The organism is Streptomyces cyanogenus, assembly GCF_017526105.1.
Taxonomy (GTDB): Bacteria; Actinomycetota; Actinomycetes; order Streptomycetales; family Streptomycetaceae; genus Streptomyces; species Streptomyces cyanogenus.
The window spans coordinates 2,752,701-2,768,981 of sequence record NZ_CP071839.1; the positions used below are offsets into that span (position 1 = coordinate 2,752,701).

At 70.0% G+C, this 16,281-nt stretch carries 16 protein-coding genes; 11 read left to right on the forward strand and 5 right to left on the reverse strand.

Going from position 1 to position 16,281, the window contains the following annotated elements; genetic code table 11:
• The first annotated feature begins 26 nt into the window (after window positions 1-26).
• The 3 genes from S1361_RS12290 to S1361_RS12300 are packed head-to-tail and all read left to right on the forward strand — an operon-like array spanning window position 27 to window position 3,194.
• Window positions 27-923, forward strand: coding sequence for an alkaline phosphatase family protein (locus S1361_RS12290; RefSeq protein WP_208031891.1), 897 nt, complete (start codon window positions 27-29; stop codon window positions 921-923).
• Window position 924: 1 nt separating this feature from the next.
• Window positions 925-2,178, forward strand: a complete 1,254-nt coding sequence (locus S1361_RS12295; RefSeq protein WP_208031892.1) for an MFS transporter — start codon at window positions 925-927, stop codon at window positions 2,176-2,178.
• A complete protein-coding gene (locus S1361_RS12300) occupies window positions 2,175-3,194 on the forward strand; it encodes a TolB family protein (RefSeq protein WP_208031893.1) in 1,020 nt (339 codons plus the stop codon). The genes S1361_RS12295 and S1361_RS12300 overlap by 4 nt, the downstream gene beginning before the upstream one ends.
• On the opposite strand, the gene S1361_RS12305 is transcribed toward S1361_RS12300, so the two are convergent.
• Window positions 3,157-3,624 (reverse strand): NACHT N-terminal Helical domain 1-containing protein, encoded by a 468-nt coding sequence (locus S1361_RS12305; protein ID WP_208031894.1) that lies wholly within the window; start codon window positions 3,622-3,624, stop codon window positions 3,157-3,159. The genes S1361_RS12300 and S1361_RS12305 overlap by 38 nt on opposite strands.
• Window positions 3,625-3,798: 174 nt before the next feature.
• Between S1361_RS12305 and S1361_RS12310 the strand changes: the two genes are divergently transcribed.
• Window positions 3,799-6,222 carry an Orn/Lys/Arg family decarboxylase gene (locus tag S1361_RS12310; protein ID WP_208031895.1) on the forward strand — a complete coding sequence of 808 codons (2,424 nt, stop codon included), beginning with the start codon at window positions 3,799-3,801 and terminating at the stop codon, window positions 6,220-6,222.
• On the opposite strand, the gene S1361_RS12315 is transcribed toward S1361_RS12310, so the two are convergent.
• Entirely contained in the window at window positions 6,126-7,253 is a 1,128-nt protein-coding gene (locus S1361_RS12315) for a GlxA family transcriptional regulator (RefSeq protein WP_208031896.1), read from the reverse strand. The genes S1361_RS12310 and S1361_RS12315 overlap by 97 nt on opposite strands.
• Window positions 7,254-7,367: 114 nt before the next feature.
• Between S1361_RS12315 and S1361_RS12320 the strand changes: the two genes are divergently transcribed.
• Together S1361_RS12320 and S1361_RS39155 are read left to right on the forward strand one after the other, a co-directional pair.
• Window positions 7,368-8,285 (forward strand): NAD-dependent epimerase/dehydratase family protein, encoded by a 918-nt coding sequence (locus S1361_RS12320; protein ID WP_208031897.1) that lies wholly within the window; start codon window positions 7,368-7,370, stop codon window positions 8,283-8,285.
• Window positions 8,286-8,454: 169 nt separating this feature from the next.
• On the forward strand, window positions 8,455-8,937 hold the full coding sequence (locus S1361_RS39155) for a hypothetical protein (RefSeq protein WP_243769151.1): 483 nt from the start codon (window positions 8,455-8,457) through the stop codon (window positions 8,935-8,937).
• On the opposite strand, the gene S1361_RS12330 is transcribed toward S1361_RS39155, so the two are convergent.
• Window positions 8,892-9,791, reverse strand: coding sequence for a hypothetical protein (locus S1361_RS12330; RefSeq protein ID WP_208031898.1), 900 nt, complete (start codon window positions 9,789-9,791; stop codon window positions 8,892-8,894). The genes S1361_RS39155 and S1361_RS12330 overlap by 46 nt on opposite strands.
• A gap of 289 nt (window positions 9,792-10,080) precedes the next feature.
• Between S1361_RS12330 and S1361_RS12335 the strand changes: the two genes are divergently transcribed.
• Together S1361_RS12335 and S1361_RS12340 are read left to right on the forward strand one after the other, a co-directional pair.
• Window positions 10,081-10,227, forward strand: a complete 147-nt coding sequence (locus S1361_RS12335) for a helix-turn-helix domain-containing protein (RefSeq protein ID WP_243769152.1) — start codon at window positions 10,081-10,083, stop codon at window positions 10,225-10,227.
• A 485-nt stretch (window positions 10,228-10,712) separates the two neighbouring features.
• A complete protein-coding gene (locus S1361_RS12340; RefSeq protein ID WP_208031899.1) occupies window positions 10,713-11,039 on the forward strand; it encodes a hypothetical protein in 327 nt (108 codons plus the stop codon).
• A gap of 271 nt (window positions 11,040-11,310) precedes the next feature.
• On the opposite strand, the gene glnA is transcribed toward S1361_RS12340, so the two are convergent.
• The gene (gene glnA, locus S1361_RS12345) at window positions 11,311-12,672 is read right to left on the reverse strand and encodes a type I glutamate--ammonia ligase (protein ID WP_208031900.1); all 1,362 of its coding nucleotides are present in this window, start codon (window positions 12,670-12,672) and stop codon (window positions 11,311-11,313) included.
• Window positions 12,673-12,980: 308 nt separating this feature from the next.
• On the opposite strand from glnA, the gene S1361_RS12350 reads away from it, so the two are divergent.
• Window positions 12,981-14,165 carry a globin domain-containing protein gene (locus S1361_RS12350; protein ID WP_208031901.1) on the forward strand — a complete coding sequence of 395 codons (1,185 nt, stop codon included), beginning with the start codon at window positions 12,981-12,983 and terminating at the stop codon, window positions 14,163-14,165.
• Window positions 14,166-14,287: 122 nt separating this feature from the next.
• Here S1361_RS12350 and S1361_RS12355 read toward each other — a convergent pair whose 3' ends face one another.
• Window positions 14,288-14,737, reverse strand: a complete 450-nt coding sequence (locus tag S1361_RS12355; protein WP_208031902.1) for an RrF2 family transcriptional regulator — start codon at window positions 14,735-14,737, stop codon at window positions 14,288-14,290.
• A gap of 136 nt (window positions 14,738-14,873) precedes the next feature.
• On the opposite strand from S1361_RS12355, the gene S1361_RS12360 reads away from it, so the two are divergent.
• Together S1361_RS12360 and S1361_RS12365 are read left to right on the forward strand one after the other, a co-directional pair.
• Complete coding sequence (locus S1361_RS12360) at window positions 14,874-15,557, forward strand: DUF3105 domain-containing protein (RefSeq protein ID WP_208031903.1); 684 nt, start codon at window positions 14,874-14,876, stop codon at window positions 15,555-15,557.
• Complete coding sequence (locus S1361_RS12365) at window positions 15,554-16,186, forward strand: DUF305 domain-containing protein (RefSeq protein ID WP_208031904.1); 633 nt, start codon at window positions 15,554-15,556, stop codon at window positions 16,184-16,186. The genes S1361_RS12360 and S1361_RS12365 overlap by 4 nt, the downstream gene beginning before the upstream one ends.
• Window positions 16,187-16,281: the final 95 nt, after the last annotated feature.

Here is a 16,281-nt window from a genome sequence, read left to right on the forward strand (position 1 = left end):
CCGTCCATCCCGTCCCGGAGGTTGATGTGTCCGGCAGTTCTGCTCGTTCGGCGTATCGCCGTGCCCGTGCCGTCGTGGCGTCCGCCGCGGCCCTCGCCGCAGCCGCGGTCGGGCTGTGGACCGGGCTCGGCAGCGAGTCCGCGCATGCCGCGGGCGCCGTGCCCAGCCCGGACCACGTGGTCGTCGTGGTCTTCGAGAACCATGCCTACAGCCAGGTCATCGGATCCTCCAGCGCGCCGTACATCAACTCGCTGAAGACGGGGGGTGCCAACCTCACCCAGTCGTACGCGGAGACCCACCCGAGCCAGCCCAACTACTTCGCGATGTTCTCCGGTTCGACCCAGGGGATCACCGACGACAGCTGCTACACCCCGGGCTTCTCGTCGGCGCCCAACCTGGCCTCCGAACTGATCGCCGCCGGCCGCACCTGGGCCAGCTACAACGAGTCGCTGCCGAGCCAGGGATCCACCACGTGCAGCAGCGGCAACTACGCCCGCAAGCACAATCCCTGGTTCGGGTTCAGCAACGTGCCGGTCTCGACCGCGAAGACCTTCGCCCAGTTCCCCACCGACTACACGACGCTCCCCCAGCTGTCGTTCGTGGTGCCGAACCTGTGCAGCGACATGCACGACTGCTCGGTGTCCACCGGTGACACCTGGCTGAAGAACAAGCTGGGCGCCTACGCGACATGGGCCAAGACCCACAACAGCCTGCTCGTCGTCACCTTCGACGAGGACAACCGGCTGAGCGGGAACCGGATCCCGACCGTGTTCTACGGGCAGCCGGTGACCGCCGGGTCCAGCTCCGCCACCACGTACAACCACTACGACCTGCTGCGCACCCTGGAGGACACCCAGGGCCTGACCACGCACGCGGGCAACGCGGCCTCCGCCAGGGACATCACCGGCATCTGGGCGTCCTGACGTGTACGTGGCGGACAGCCGTGCCAGTACGTCCGCTCAGGGTGCCGTCCGGTCTTCCGCCGGGCGGCGCCGTGCGGCCCTCGCCCCGACCGTGCTCGCGCTGGGGACGGTGAGTCTGGTCACCGACGTCTCGTCGGAGATGGTGACGGCGGTGCTGCCGTTGTACCTGGTGACCGGGCTGGGTCTGTCACCGCTGGGCTTCGGGCTGCTGGACGGCATCTACAACGGGTTCTCGGCGCTCGTGCGCCTGGTGGGCGGGCACTTCGCCGACCGGGGCGGCGGGCGGCACAAGTGGGTCGCCGGACTCGGGTACGGCATCTCGGCCGTGTGCAAGCCGCTGCTGCTGGCGGCGCACGCGCTGACCCCGATCGGGCTGGTGCTCGCCGCCGACCGGACCGGGAAGGGGCTGCGCACGGCGCCCCGGGACGCGCTGATCTCGCTGGCCAGTACGCCGGAGACCCGCGGGCGGGCCTTCGGGGTGCACCGGGCCATGGACACCGCCGGGGCCCTGCTCGGGCCGCTGGTGGCGTTCCTGATCCTGCGGGCCACCGTCGACGGGTACGACGCGGTGTTCACCGTCAGCTTCTGCGTCGCCGTGCTGGGCGTCCTGGTGCTGGTGCTCTTCGTGCCGGGCGGAAGGGGTCGCGCGGTCCCGGCCGAGCGGCCGACGGTCCGGGCGGCCCTCGCCCTGCTGCGCGGCCGTGACCTGCGCCGGATCACCGTGTGCGCGCTGCTGCTGGGCCTCGCCACGGTCAGCGACTCCTTCGTCTACCTGCTGCTCCAGCGCCGCCTCGGCGTCCCCGACCGCTGGTTCGCGCTGCTGCCGCTGGGCACGGCCGCCGCGTTCCTGCTGCTGGCGGTGCCGCTGGGCCGGCTCGCGGACCGGGTGGGCCGCTGGGCGGTCTTCCTGGCCGGCCACGGCGCCCTGCTCGTGGTGTACGCGCTGCTGCTCACCTCCTGGCACGGCACGGGTCTGCCGTATCTCGTGCTCGCCCTGCACGGCTGCTTCTACGCGGCCACCGACGGGGTGCTGATGGCCGCCGCCTCGGACAGCGTGCCGGAAGGGCTGCGCTCCTCCGGGCTGGCCGTCGTACAGACCGGGCAGGCGCTGACCCGGTTCGCCTGCTCGCTGCTGTTCGGCGCGGCCTGGACGCTGTGGGGCGACCGGGCGGCGCTGGCGGGCGCGGCGGTGGCGCTGGCCGCGTGTGCCGCGTTCTCCCTCACCCTGCGCCCGAAGGGAACGGTGCCCGCATGACCGTACGCACCCGCGTCCTGATCCTGGTCTCGGCCGTCGCCGTGCTGGCGGCGGTCGGGCTGGCGTCGGTGCTGCACGCCTCCGCGCGGGCGGACCGCCGCAACCACACGCAGGCGGGCGGGCCCGGCGTCACGCCGGGAACGGTGACGCTGCGCCGGCCGGGGCGGCTCGTGTTCCGGAACATGGCGTGGGGGCCGCACCGCGACGAGCTGACCAGTGTCCCGGCCTCCGCACCGGACGCGGCGCGCACCGCGTCCGGTCTCAAGTGCCTGCGGTTCCACGCCGCTTCCGGCACCGGTGTGTGCCTCCAGGCCGTGCACGGGCCCGTCTCGGACACCTACCGCGCGCTGGTCCTGGACGCCCGGCTGCGGACCGTGGACCGCTACGACGTGCCGGGCATCCCCTCCCGCGCCCGGGTCTCCCCCACCGGGCACTTCGCCGCCTGGACGGCGTTCGTGGGCGGCGACTCGTACGCCGGGACCGACTTCTCCACCCGAGCGGCGATCGTGGACACCCGCAGCGGGGAGCTGATCCCGTCCCTTGAGGCGTTCCGGATCGTCAGGGACGGGCGTCCGTACCGGGCGGCGGACGTCAACTTCTGGGGGGTGACGTTCGCGGCCGACGACCGCACGTTCTACGCGACGCTGGCCACCAAGGGGCGGACGTACCTGGTCCGCGGCGACCTGCGCCGCCGTACGGTCACCACGCTGCACGCCAACGTGGAGTGCCCGTCCCTGTCGCCGGACGGCACCCGGGTCGCGTACAAGAAGCGGGCCGCGGGGCTGCCGAAGGACGCCCCCTGGCGGCTGTACGTCCTGGACCTGCGGACCATGCGGGAGACCCCGCTCGCCGAGCCGCGCAGCGTGGACGACCAGGCGGTGTGGAAGGACGCCCGCACGGTCGTGTACGCGCTGCCCGGGGACTACGGCGCCGATCTCCACGAGGTCCCGGCGGACGGTTCGGGGCGGGCCCGGCGGATCAGCTCGGCGGCGGTGTCACCGGCGTACCTGCCCTGAGGTCCGGCGGTCGGGTGTACAGCAGCACCGTCGAGGGAGGCGGTTCGGCGGCGCCCCGGACCCGGACCCGGCCGATCGGCCGGGACACGGACGAGCCGCAGCCCGGACAGAGCCGCGAGCGGCGCGACGTCGATGTCCCCTGGCCGAGGCGTACGGCGTCGAGGTCGGTGAAGGTGAGGTCGCCCAGAGCGTGCAGGGTGAGGAGCAGGGCCTCGGTGACGGCCTCCCGCTCGTCGTCGGGGATCGCCGGTGCACCGGTGCGCAGGGCCTGCTCGACCAGCCTGGCGGCGAGGCCGCGCAGGTCCGGCGCGGTGAGACGGCGTTTCTCTCCCCCCGGAAGGAGACGTACCCGGAGAGCCGGTGTGCCGACCGGGTGCCGATGGTCGCCGGTTCCCCAGGGGCCCTTCTGTTCACAACTGCCGTTCGTCACGGTGATCGTAAGGCGTGCCGACCGTGGCCGGGGACCGGTCGGGTCAAGCGGCGGGCGGGGGTTTTCCGTCGTCACGGTGGTTTGCCCGCGGGGGTGGCCGGGGCCCCGGCCACCGCCCCGGAGACTTTCCGCGGCGGTGGCCGCGTGGCCGCCGGGAGAGAACGAGGGCACGGGATGGCCGACAGCAGGATCCTGGTCGCGGTACCGGAGCAGCCGCGTGCCGAGGGCGCCGGGGCCGAGCAGCTGCGCAGGATCCGGGAGGCGGTGGAGGCGAACGGCTTCCAGGTGCGCTGGGCGGTCAGCGCCGAGGACGCGGACGCGGTGCTGCGGACCGAGGCGGGTCTGGCCGCGGCCCTGGTCGCCTGGGACCTGCCCGGCGGGCGGGCCGCCGGAGACGGTCCGGGAGCCGCGCTGGCCTCGCCGGACGGTGCCGTCGAGGCGGTCCCGGGCGGGGCCGCCGTACTGCGCCGGATCGGGCGGCGGTACCGGAACCTGCCGGTGTTCCTGGTCATGGCCGAGGAGGGCGTGCGGGAGCTGCCGTTGTGGGTGTCGGAGACGGTCGTCGGGTACGTGTGGCCGCTGGAGGACACCCCCGGGTTCATCGCGGGCCGGATCACCAGCGCCGCCCGCGCCTACCGGGAGGACGTACTGCCGCCGTTCTTCCGGGCGTTGCGCCGCTTCGACGACGCCCACGAGTACTCCTGGCACACCCCCGCCCACTCCGGTGGCGTCGCGTTCCTGAAGTCACCCGCGGGACGCGCCTTCCACGACTACTTCGGCGAACGGCTGCTCCGCTCCGACCTGTCGATCTCGGTGGAGGAGCTGGGCTCGCTGTTCGAGCACACCGGCCCGATCGGCGAGGCCGAGCGCAACGCGGCCCGCGTCTTCGGCGCCGACCTCAGCTACTTCGTGCTGCACGGCGACTCCACCTGCAACCGGCTGGTGGGCCACTTCAGCGTCACCCGCGACGAACTCGCCCTCGTGGACCGCAACTGCCACAAGTCGGTGCTGCACGGCCTGGTGGTCTCCGGCGCCCGGCCCGTCTACCTGGTGCCCACCCGCAACGGCTACGGTCTCGCCGGTCCGCTGCCGCCGGCCGAGCTGGCGGCGGACTCGATCGCGGCCCGGATCGCCGCGCACCCGCTCGCCGAGGGCGCCGTCTCGCGCGACCCCCAGTACGCGGTGCTCACCAACTCCACCTACGACGGCCTGTGTTACGCCGCCGTACCGGTCGCGCGAGCGCTCGCGGCCAGCACGCCCCGGGTGCACTTCGACGAGGCGTGGTTCGCGTACGCCCGCTTCCATCCGCTGTACCGGGGCCGCTACGGCATGTCGGTGGACGCCGGGACCTTCCCCGGCCCGGACCGGCCGACGGTCTTCGCGACCCAGTCCACGCACAAGCTGCTGGCCGCGCTGTCCCAGTCGGCGATGGTGCACGTACGGCCGGCGCCCCGGGCACCCGTGGAGCACGACCGCTTCAACGAGGCGCTGATGATGCACGGCACCACCTCGCCCCTCTACCCGATGATCGCCTCGCTGGACGTGGCGACGGCCATGATGGACGGGCCGCAGGGCGAGTGGCTGGTGGACGAGGCGGTGACGGAGGCGATCCGCTTCCGGCAGGAGATGGTGCGGCTGGGGCAGCGGGTGGCGAGCGCCGGCGACCGGCCGCCGTGGTTCTTCGGCGTGTGGCAGCCGGAGGAGGTCACCGACCCGTCGACCGGGGAACGGCTGCCCTTCGCGGACGCCCCGCCCGAGCTGCTGCGCACCGAGCAGTCCTGCTGGCTGCTGGAGCCGGGCGCCGCCTGGCACGGCTTCCCCGGGCTGGCCGAGGGCCACTGCATGCTGGACCCGGTCAAGGTCACGCTGACCTGCCCGGGCATCACCGCCACCGGGGAGACGGCCGAGGAGGGTATCCCGGCGCGCGTCCTGACCGCGTATCTGGCCACCCGGAACATCGTGGTCGAGAAGACCGACGGCTACACCACGCTGATCCTCTTCTCGATGGGCATCACGAAGGGCAAGTGGGGCACGCTGCTGGACGCCCTGATGGACTTCAAGGCCCTGTACGACGCCGACGCCCCGCTCGACCGCGTCCTGCCGGCGGCGGTCGCCGCGCACCCTCGCCGCTACTCGGGCCTGACCCTGCGGGAGCTGTGCCGGCAGATGCACGAGCAGCTGCGCTCGGCACGCCTGGTGGAACTGCTGGACACCGCGTTCCAGCAGCTCCCGGAGCCGGTCCAGCCGCCCCAGCACTGCTACCAGCGGCTGGTGCGGGGCGGCACGGAACGCGTCCGCATCGCCGACGCGGCGCACCGGGTGGCGGCCGCGATGGTCACGGTCACCCCGCCCGGCATCCCGGTCCTCATGCCGGGCGAGTCCACCGGCGCCCCCGACGGCCCCCTCCTGCGCTACCTCACCGCCCTGGAGACCTTCGACCGACGCTTCCCGGGCTTCCGCAGCGAGACCCACGGCGTGACGATCGACGAGGACACCGGGGACTACGAGATCGAGTGCCTGGGGGACGCCCCGGAGGCGCGGACCTGCGCACGGCCGGAAGCCCCCTGGGTACCGCACTCCGGCAGGGATCCGCGCTGACCCCCTGGACAGCGGTGAGGGGCCGATCGTCTGAACCCGCCTTCGTCTTCCGGCACTCGGGCCGCGGCGGTGCCTGGATCTCCCGGGCCTGGCTGCCGGGTGAACACCGCGCGGTAGGCACTGGGGGTCAGCCCGGTCCGTCTCGTCAGGTGCCGGCGCAGGGAGTCGGTGGTGGCGAGCCCGCTGAGCCGGGCAACGTGATCCATGGGCAGGCCGGTCGTCTCCAGGAGCTCTTGCGCCCGGATCACGCGCTGGTGGAGGAGCCATTGGAGCGGGCTCAGGCCGGTCTCTGCGTGGAACCTCCGGGTCAGGGTGCGGACACTGGTCCGCGCGTGGGCGGCGAGGTCGGCACGTGTGAGCGGTTCATGGAGGCGGTCGAGCGCCCAGGCACGGGTCCCGGCGAGCGAGGTTCCGGTCTCGGGTGGCAGCGGCGTCTCGATGAACTGGGCCTGGCCGCCCGGCCGCACGGGTGCCGCCACCACCAGCCGGGCGACCGCGTTGGCGGTCGCGGCGCCGTAGTCGATGCGCACCAGGTGCAGGCACAGATCGATGCCGGCGGAGAGTCCGGCAGAGGTCAGGAGGTTGCCGTCCTGGACGTACAGCACGTCGGGGCGTAGCTCGACGGAGGGGAAGCGGCTGGAGAACTCCTCGGACTTGGCCCAGTAGGTGGTGGCGCTGCGCCCGTCGAGCAGTCCGGCCTGGGCGAGGACGAACGCTCCGGTGCAGATCGAGGCGACGCGTTTGCCCGCGGCGGCTGCGCGGCGCAGTGCCGCGAGGACGCGCGGTTCGATGTCGTCGCGGGCGCCGGTTCCGGCGACGATGACGGTGTCGGCGTCGTCGACGGCCTCCAGCCCGTGGGGGACGGTGACCTCAAGACTGCTGTTGGTGGCGATGGGCCCGGGACGGGCAGTGCAGACGCGCACCCGGTAGCCGGGGCGGCCGTCGACGGTCGTCTCACCGAGGACGAGCTCGGGAATCGACAGGTCGAAGGTGGTGGCAGGGGGAACAGCGACGACAGCGACCCGGCGCATGGCCCGAACCTCCTGGTGTTTGGCATTCGGGCCACTACCTTACGGATCACCCGTGCCGGAGGGTGAAGCCGTTGGGGCGGGCCAGTCCCAGCTCTTCGACCAAGGAGTGCACGGATGCCCTTGTACGTCATCGTTGGAGCCGGAGCCACGGGATCGGCCGCCGCACGGCTGCTGGCGGACGCCGGCGAGCGGGTCCGGCTCGTCACCCGCCGCGGCACCGGGCCGGCGCACGACCGGATCGAGCGGGTCGCCGCCGACGCCACCGACACCGCGCGGCTGATCGAGCTGACCCATGGGGCGGCGACCCTGTTCAACTGCGCCATGCCGGCCTACGACCGGTGGCCGTCGGAGTTCCCGCCGCTGGCCGCCTCGGTGCTGGCCGCGGCAGAACGCAGCGGAGCGGACTACGTCATGCTCGGGAACACCTACGGTTACGGGCCCGTCGACAGGCCCGCCACCGAGGACCTTCCGATGGCGCCGACCAGCGTCAAGGGCCGTGTCCGGGCCCGGATGTGGCAGGACGCGCTCGCCGCCCACGAGGCGGGCCGGGTGCGGGTCACCGAGGTCCGGGCCAGCGACTACCTCGGCGCGGGCGCCTACTCACCGTTCACGCTCATGGTGGGGTCACAGGTGCTGAGGAGCGCGCCCGTCTCCTACCCGGGAGATACCGACGCCCCGCACAGCTGGACCTACACCGGCGACGCGGCCCGCGCACTGATCGCCGCGGCCCGGAACGAGAAGTCCTGGGGCCGGGCCTGGCACGTGCCGTCCACCTCTGAGGCCACGGTCCGTGAGCTGGCCGCGCGTCTGGCCCTGGCGGCCGGCGTACCCGCCCCCGAGCTGACCCACATGACGAGGACCGAGCTGCGGGAGATCGGACGGGCCGATTCGGTCATGGCGGAGTTTCCGGAAATGCTGTACCTGTACGACCGTCCCCACATCCTCGACGCCTCGCTCACCGCGGCGGTCTTCAACCTCACCCCGACTGCGATCGACGCGGTCCTCGCCGAGATGGCCGCGGAGCACGGCTAGACACAGGTGACCGCCGCCCGACGGTGGGAAGCGCCGGTACGGTCAGCTGCAGTACGGTTCCCGGGGCGGCGATCCTGCCGGCGCCGGAAGCCGGCTGGAAGTACGGGGAAACCACGTGATGACGTGTTCGAACCTGCGGACGGCCCAGCTCGCCGGATGCTCCGTCCTGGTGTCGGCGTTCCTGCTCACCTCGTGCACGGTGTCCGCCGGCGGTGGCGACAGGGCAGATTCCTCGCAGTCGCCCGCACCGAGTCCGGCTCGAACCACGACCGAGCAGTCGGAGAAGGACCTCGGCGAGCAGGCCCGGGCGGCTCTTGCCGCCGTACGCAGCGGAACGCCTGTCGAGGCCGGCGCCGAACGCGTGACCGACGGCATCCACACCGAACCCACCCTGAGCAAGGGAAAGACGTACCGAATCAGTCTCGCGTGCGCCGGCAACGGCAACGCGCAGCTGACCTTCGTGCCCGCGAACGCCGGCAGGAAGACCGCGGTGCCGTGCGACTTGTCGGTGGTTCAGCAGCGGATCACCACGGCCAAGCCGGTCCGCGTCGACGTCGACGGCACCAGGGGATCGACCGGCGTGATCGCCTGGCAGATCAACGCGGTTCAGTCTATTGCAAGATCCCAAGCCGTATTTTTCTCCCCGAATTGACAATCTTTTCTCTCTTGTCCTGCTTCGCAGATGTACGCGGCAACGGTGAGGTGTTTATACCTGGAGCGCAAGAACGGGATCTTGAAGACTTTTTTTTCGACATTCCCGAATGAGTCAGGATTGATGTCTATATCCGCGATAAATTTACACTTATCCGGGCACGGCCATCTTTCCTTCGCCGAGCTTCCCCTCGGGGCACCGTAAACCTCAAGAGTGACATGCTCGTAGTCGCGCATCTTTGTGGCGGACACCGTCGCAGATGCCTCTCCAATGTCACCTTTGAGATCTGTGCTGACTTCCAGTTGAGGAAAGGTCGCTACCGCCTGGTTCCTTGCTTCGACTCGCACGGCGGTGGTGGTCGCGGAGGAGAACAATATCGCAGAGGCGATCAATAGTGTGAACTGCAAGGAAATTGCCGGTCGCGCAGGTCGACGAATTACCCATGCGGCTATCCCGGCAGCTGCGAGCGCCGCTAGGAGCAGACTGCATCCTAGAGTCCAGCCCCGTCCCCAAGTTGCTGTTTTCGGTATCCTGACTGCATAGACTGCGAATAAGGCGATGGCTAGCAAGCCGGATACGACGGCGCCAGCAATCCAAAGGTGTATGCGATAGCCTCTTTCTACAAAGATGCTGGAAATTGCAGAGATCAACGCACCGAGTAGCAAAAATGACGCAAACCCTACCAATATTCCTTGATTGCGCAGGATTGTCGTCAGCTCAGCGTGGCTCAGGCCAACCAGATTCAGTGCTCCCGCAAAGCCCGCAAGCAGCAATCCGAGGAGATTTCCAACATCACCGAGGCGTTCGGCTGAATTGGGGCGGGGTGGCTGCACTTCATTCTTCGATGGATCCACATTTGCTCCCGAGAAGCGTGGTCAGCTCATGACGAAATGATCACACTTCTCTTCGCAACTTGCTCTTTCACTAGGCCAAACGAGTGTGAGCATCGCTAACGGCCGTGAATGTAGCAAGGATCCCGCGGCAATTCTGTGCACCCAGAACAAGGTCACGGGCGCAACCGAAGATCACGCGTGGCCAGACACAGAGCATCATGCCGACCAGGACAGTCCGTCTGTGTTGCGCATGCCCTCAGGCCTCAGACGCGTACTCCATCAGGTCCCAGTTGGTGGCCGTCTCCCCGTCGTGCTCGCCGATCTGGTCGGACGCAGCACCGACTGGCTGGCGAAGATCGAGACCGGTCGACGGAAGCCCCCACGGATCGACATGCTCGGGGCGCTCTCACGCGTCCTGCAGAACGGGTCGTTGCCGCATCGTCGTATCGGCGCGTGATCTACAACAACCTCTCGTCCACCCTCAACGCAGCCGTCGATGACGGTCACCTGCCGAAGAATCCATGTCGGGCTCAGTCCGTCCGCTCCCCTCCGGCAGGCGTCGGCCGAGTCGTCCCTGGGCCGTGGATCGAGTCTTCGCCGTGCGTGCGGCTCTGCCGATGCGCTACCGCACGACCGTTGACCTGAGGGGCGGATCCGGCTTTCGCCAGGGGGAGATCTTCGGGATTGCCGTGGATGCCATCGGCTTCGACTCAGAATGACTTCATGTCGGCAACCAGGTGAAGGTGACCAGGGGGCGTCTCGTGTTGTCGCCGCCGAAGCGGAACAAGATGCGCGACGTACCTCTGCCCGACCGAGTGGCGCACGTCCTCAAGAGGCACATGGAGGCATTCTCTCCGGTCGAGGTCGCTCTTCCGTGGCTCCGTCCGGACGGCCCCCTCATCACGAAACGGCTGCTGTTCAGTTCAAGGGAGAACCGAGGAAGTGCAGAGTCTGGTGGATTCTCTGCTGCCGCGAGCGAGTAATCTCCGACAGAACATCTTGCTCGCTGGCACGGCCGAGGCCGCGACACCATCTCTGGTAGTTAGCCTCAATCCGCAGTTCATTCACTTGATCCGTTTTCACGGAGGCGGTGAGGCAGGGGGCCTGGAGTCGGCAGTTCACGAGCTGGAAGATCCTGACGCCGGGCCCACCGATCGCCTTACCGCCCGCCAGCGCTTGAAATCGTTCCTTGGAAAGATCGGAACGGCAGTTGAAAGCACCGCAATCAGCGCCCCACAGAAGTATCTGGAGTCCAAGATGAGTCTCTGAAATTGGCGCCAGCCGAGCTAGCTTCGACGGAAGGTAGCTGTGAGTGGGTCCGGCCTCAGGGCGGTGGAGGATTCGTGGCTCCGCGGTCAGGGTTGCAACAGCTCGCCGGTAAGCAGCGCACTGGAGCACCGCAAGAGCCAGCTCCAAGGATGGCGCAGGGGCTCCGGAGATGTGCTCAGACGGCCCAGAGGTCGCGAGACGCCCTGGAGCCGGCGGTCAGCGACCGCCAGCCCCAAGGGATCGTTTCCGCTAAAGCCGCCCTGACCTGCCCCTACAGCACCGGAAGGTTCTTGCGCAGCTCGAAGGCGGTCACCTCGGAGCGGTACTCCTCCCACTCGCTCTTCTTGTTGCGCAGGAAGAAGTCGAAGACGTGTTCGCCGAGGGTTTCGGCGACGAGGTCGCTGCCCTCCATGAGGGTCAGGGCCTCGCCGAGGTTCTGCGGCAGGGGCTCGATGCCCATGGCGCGGCGTTCGGCGTTGGACAGGGCCCAGACGTCGTCCTCGGCGCCCGGCGGGAGCTCGTAGCCCTCCTCGATGCCCTTGAGGCCGGCGGCCAGCAGGACGGCGTACGCCAGGTACGGGTTCGCGCCCGAGTCCAGGGAGCGGACCTCGACGCGGGCCGAGCCGGTCTTGCCGGGCTTGTACATCGGGACGCGGACCAGGGCGCTGCGGTTGTTGTGGCCCCAGCAGATGTACGAGGGTGCCTCGCCGCCCGCGCCGGCCGTGCGCTCGGAGCCGCCCCAGATGCGCTTGTAGGAGTTCACCCACTGGTTGGTGACCGCGGAGATCTCCGCCGCGTGCCGCAGCAGGCCCGCGATGAAGGAACGGCCGACCTTGGAGAGCTGGTACTCCGCGCCGGACTCGTAGAAGGCGTTGCGGTCGCCCTCGAAGAGGGACAGGTGCGTGTGCATGCCGGAGCCGGGGTGCTCCGAGAAGGGCTTCGGCATGAACGTCGCCTGGACGCCCTGCTCCAGCGCCACCTGCTTCATGACCAGCCGGAACGTCATGATGTTGTCGGCCGTGGAGAGGGCGTCGGCGTAGCGCAGGTCGATCTCCTGCTGGCCCGGCGCGCCCTCGTGGTGGGAGAACTCCACCGAGATGCCCATCGACTCCAGCATGGTGATCGCCTGGCGCCGGAAGTCCATGCCGACGTTGGTGGGCGTGTGGTCGAAGTAGCCCGAGTTGTCCGCGGGGGTCGGGCGGGAGCCGTCCAGCGGGCGGTCCTTCAGCAGGAAGAACTCGATCTCCGGGTGGGTGTAGAAGGTGAAGCCCAGGTCGGAGGTGCGGGCGAGGGCACGCTTGAGGACGTAGCGCGGGTCGGCGAAGGACGGGGAGCCGTCCGGCATGAGGATGTCGCAGAACATGCGGGCCGTGCCGGGGGTCTCCGCGCGCCAGGGCAGGACCTGGAACGTGGACGGGTCCGGCTTGGCGATCATGTCTGACTCGTAGACCCGGGCGAAGCCCTCGATCGCGGAGCCGTCGAAACCGATGCCCTCGTCGAAGGCCTGCTCGAGTTCCGCGGGGGCCACGGCGACAGACTTGAGGAAGCCCAGCACGTCCGTGAACCACAGGCGTACGAACCGGATGTCGCGCTCCTCCAAGGTCCGGAGCACGAACTCCTGCTGCTTGTCCATCTTCCGCTTCCCCATCCTTGCTGGTCAGGCCGCCTGTCCCCCGTACCACGGGAGGCGGTCGGGCACCTGAGCATCCCACCACAACACCATTTCACGCGCGTTGCGGACCTTGATCGCCCGAGCGTCTTCGGCCTGAACGCCTGTCGTACGGCAGGTGTCCTTCTCTGCCGCCCATCTTGCCTGCTCGCACCGACATCCGTAATGGCCGATCCCGCTTCCTCCGTGACCGACACCACGCTCGTTAAATTTGCATCCAAGATGCAAGTTTTCATAGCGTGCCGGTCAGCCGAGTTCTCCGAGGAGTCCCGATGCTGACCGAGCAGTCCGCAGCCACCGTCCGTGCCACCCTGCCCGCCGTCGGCGCGGCGATCGGCGAGATCACCGAGCGCTTCTACACGCGCCTCTTCGCCGCCCACCCCGACCTGCTGCGCAACCTCTTCAACCGCGGCAACCAGGCGGCCGGCACCCAGAGGCAGGCCCTCGCCGGCTCGATCGCCGCCTTCGCCACGCATCTGCTGGACCACCCGGACCAGCGGCCGGACGCGATGCTCGCCCGCATCGCCCACAAGCACGCCTCCCTCGGCGTGGCCCCCGAGCAGTACGACGTCGTCCACGAGCACCTCTTCGCCGCCATCGCCGAGGTGCTCGGTGAGGCCGTCACGCCCGAGGTGGCCGCCGCCTGGGACGAGGTGTACTGGCTGATGGCGAACGCGCTGATCACGAGCGAGAAGCGGCTGTACGAGGAGAGCGGCGGCCCCGGCCTGCGCGCGTGGGAGGTCGTCGAGCGGGTCGAGGAGACCCCGGACGTCGTCACCTTCCGGCTGCGCCCGGCCGACGGCGGCCCGGTGGCCGGCTTCCGCGCCGGGCAGTACGTCTCCGTCGGCGTCACCCTGCCCGACGGGGCCCGGCAGATCCGGCAGTACAGCCTGTCCGGGGCGCCCGGCGAGGCGGTGCGCCAGATCAGCGTCAAGCGCGTACACGGCGCGGCCACGCCCGACGGCGAGGTCTCGAACCACCTCCACGCGCGCGTGCGCCCCGGCGACGTCCTGGAGCTGTCCGAGCCGTACGGCGACCTCGTCCTCTCCGACGAACCGGACACGCCCCTGCTGCTCGCCTCGGCCGGCATCGGCGTGACCCCGATGGTCGCGATGCTGGCCGACCTCGCGGCCGGCGGCCACCGCGGCCCGGTCACCGTCGTGCACGGCGACCGCTCCCCCGCCGAGCACGCCCTGCGCGCCGACCACACGGCCTACGCAGGCAAGCTGCCCGACGCCTCCGTCCACCTCTTCTACGAGAAGGGCGCCGAGCCGGGCACCCGGACCGGCCTGGTCGACCTGGCGGACGTCCCCGTCCGCCCCGGCACGCACGCGTACCTGTGCGGCCCGCTCCCCTTCATGCGCGCGGTCCGCACCCAGCTGATCGAGAAGGGCGTCGCCCCGGCCGACATCCACTACGAGGTGTTCGGCCCGGACCTGTGGCTGGCCCAGGGCTGAGCACCGGCGCCCCGTGAGGGGCTCGGGGCCGCGTCCTCCATGCGGCCACCGCCGCGTGGGCGCGAAGTGCCACGACGGCGCCACACACGCCAGGCGGCCCGTCGTGGCACTTCGCCATGCGCTCAGAGCGGCCCCGGCCCCCGGGAGATCCCGAGCAGCAAGGGCCCCGTCGGCTCGGCCACGAGGTCGGCGATCGTGACGGAGTCCAACGCGGCGAAGAACGCTTCCTGAGCCCCCCGCAGCGCGCCCCGCAGGCGGCAGCCGGCGCGCAGGGGGCAAGCCGGCGTCCCCTGCGTCCCCTCGCAGTCCACCACGTCGCCCTCGCCCTCGAAGGTCCGCACGACCGCGCCCACCGACGCGGTACGGCCCCGCTCCGTGAGCGCCAGTCCCCCGCCCCGCCCGCGCCGGGCGTCGACCAGGCCCAGGTGCTGGAGTTCGGCGACGACCTTCGCGGCATGCGTGTAGGGAACGTCCATGTCGGCGGCGACCTGGCGGGTCGTGGGGGTGGCGTCGGCGACGGCCAGTCGCATCAGGACGCGCAGGGCCAGGTCGGTGGAGCGCAGCAGCCGCATACCGCGAGCGTAGGTAATGCGCATCGGCGCTTCAAATTATCCGGTCCCGAACCCTCCCCTACGGAAGTGCCGCCCCCGCGCACTACGATCAGCGGGCCCCACCGTCCACGTCCCCTTCTGAAGAAGGACAAGCCTCATGGGTTCCGGCAAGAACAGCAGCACCGCGGCGCGCAAGGCGCGCATAGAGGAGATGCGGCGCGCGGAGCGTGCCCGCGAGCGCCGTAACCGGGTGCTCACGATCGCCGCCAGCGCGGTGGTCGTCGTCGGCCTCGTCGTCGGCGGTGTGGTCCTGGTGAACTCGCAGCGCGACTCCGGCAAGGACACGGCGAAGCCGAGCGGCGACGCCAAGGGCTCCGGGGACTCCGGGCACTTCACCACCGGCAAGGACGGGGTGAGGACCTGGTCGGGCAAGCTGGCGCGGACACACGTGACGACGAAGGTGTCGTACCCGATGCACCCGCCGGTCGGCGGCAACCACAACCCGGTCTGGCTGAACTGCAACGGTGACGTCTACATCGAGCCGGTGGCGGACGAGAACGCCGTGCACGCGCTGGAGCACGGCGCGGTCTGGGTGACGTACACCGGCAAGGCGGCCAAGGCCGACGTCGACGCGCTCGCGGCCAAGGTGAAGAAGACCCCGTACTCGCTGATGAGCCCGTACGAGAACCAGGACGCTCCGCTGATCCTGTCGGCGTGGGGCCACCAGGTCGCGGTGAAGAGCGCCAAGGACCCGGAAGTGGACAAGTTCTTCGCCACCTATGTGCAGGGGCAGCAGACGCCCGAGCCGGGCGCCTCCTGCACCGGCGGGGTCATGAAGTGAGGCGACAGCACATCGGCTGGGTCGCGGGGACCGCGGCGGCGGTGCTCGTCGCGGCCGGCGCGATCACGTACTCCGTGGCCGAGGACACCGGCGGATCGGATACGACGACACCGGGCGCACAGTCCGCCGACGCCGGGTTCGCCCGGGACATGGCCGTCCACCACCAGCAGGCCGTCGAGATGTCGTACATCGTGCGGGACCGCACGAAGAACGAGGAGGTACGGCGGCTCGCGTACGACATCGCGCAGACGCAGGCCAACCAGCGCGGGATGCTGCTGGGCTGGCTGGACCTGTGGGAGCTGCCGAAGGTGTCGGCCGATCCGCCGATGACCTGGATGGGCATGGGGGACATGGCCTCCGGCAAGGACGGCGCGCTGATGCCGGGCATGGCCACGAACACCGAGCTGAAGAAGCTCCGGACGCTCAGCGGCAGGCAGGCCGAGATCCTGTACCTCCAGCTGATGACGGACCATCACAAGGGCGGTGTGCACATGGCCGAGGGCTGTGTCGCCAAGTGCACCGTCGGCGTGGAGAAGCGGCTCGCGCAGGGCATGGTCGACGCGCAGCGGTCGGAGATCGAGCTGATGGCCGGGATGCTCAAGGAGCGGGGCGCGCAAGCCCGTTCGTAACACCGCCGTAAGGATCAATGGTGCAAACCGCCCTCGATGGCGGTTACTTGAGCTTCTCTTGACTTTCACCTTCCCCTGGCATGAACGGTTCATCG

Excerpts from the sequence above, each read along its gene's own strand:
- S1361_RS12300 (WP_208031893.1), top strand. The coding sequence starts at position 2,175 with ATGACCGTACGCACCCGCGTCCTGATCCTGGTCTCGGCCGTCGCCGTG.
- S1361_RS12310 (WP_208031895.1), top strand. The coding sequence starts at position 3,799 with ATGGCCGACAGCAGGATCCTGGTCGCGGTACCGGAGCAGCCGCGTGCC.
- S1361_RS12315 (WP_208031896.1), bottom strand. The coding sequence starts at position 7,253 with ATGCGCCGGGTCGCTGTCGTCGCTGTTCCCCCTGCCACCACCTTCGAC.
- S1361_RS12320 (WP_208031897.1), top strand. The coding sequence starts at position 7,368 with ATGCCCTTGTACGTCATCGTTGGAGCCGGAGCCACGGGATCGGCCGCC.
- glnA (WP_208031900.1), bottom strand. The coding sequence starts at position 12,672 with ATGGACAAGCAGCAGGAGTTCGTGCTCCGGACCTTGGAGGAGCGCGAC.
- S1361_RS12350 (WP_208031901.1), top strand. The coding sequence starts at position 12,981 with ATGCTGACCGAGCAGTCCGCAGCCACCGTCCGTGCCACCCTGCCCGCC.
- S1361_RS12355 (WP_208031902.1), bottom strand. The coding sequence starts at position 14,737 with ATGCGGCTGCTGCGCTCCACCGACCTGGCCCTGCGCGTCCTGATGCGA.
- S1361_RS12360 (WP_208031903.1), top strand. The coding sequence starts at position 14,874 with ATGGGTTCCGGCAAGAACAGCAGCACCGCGGCGCGCAAGGCGCGCATA.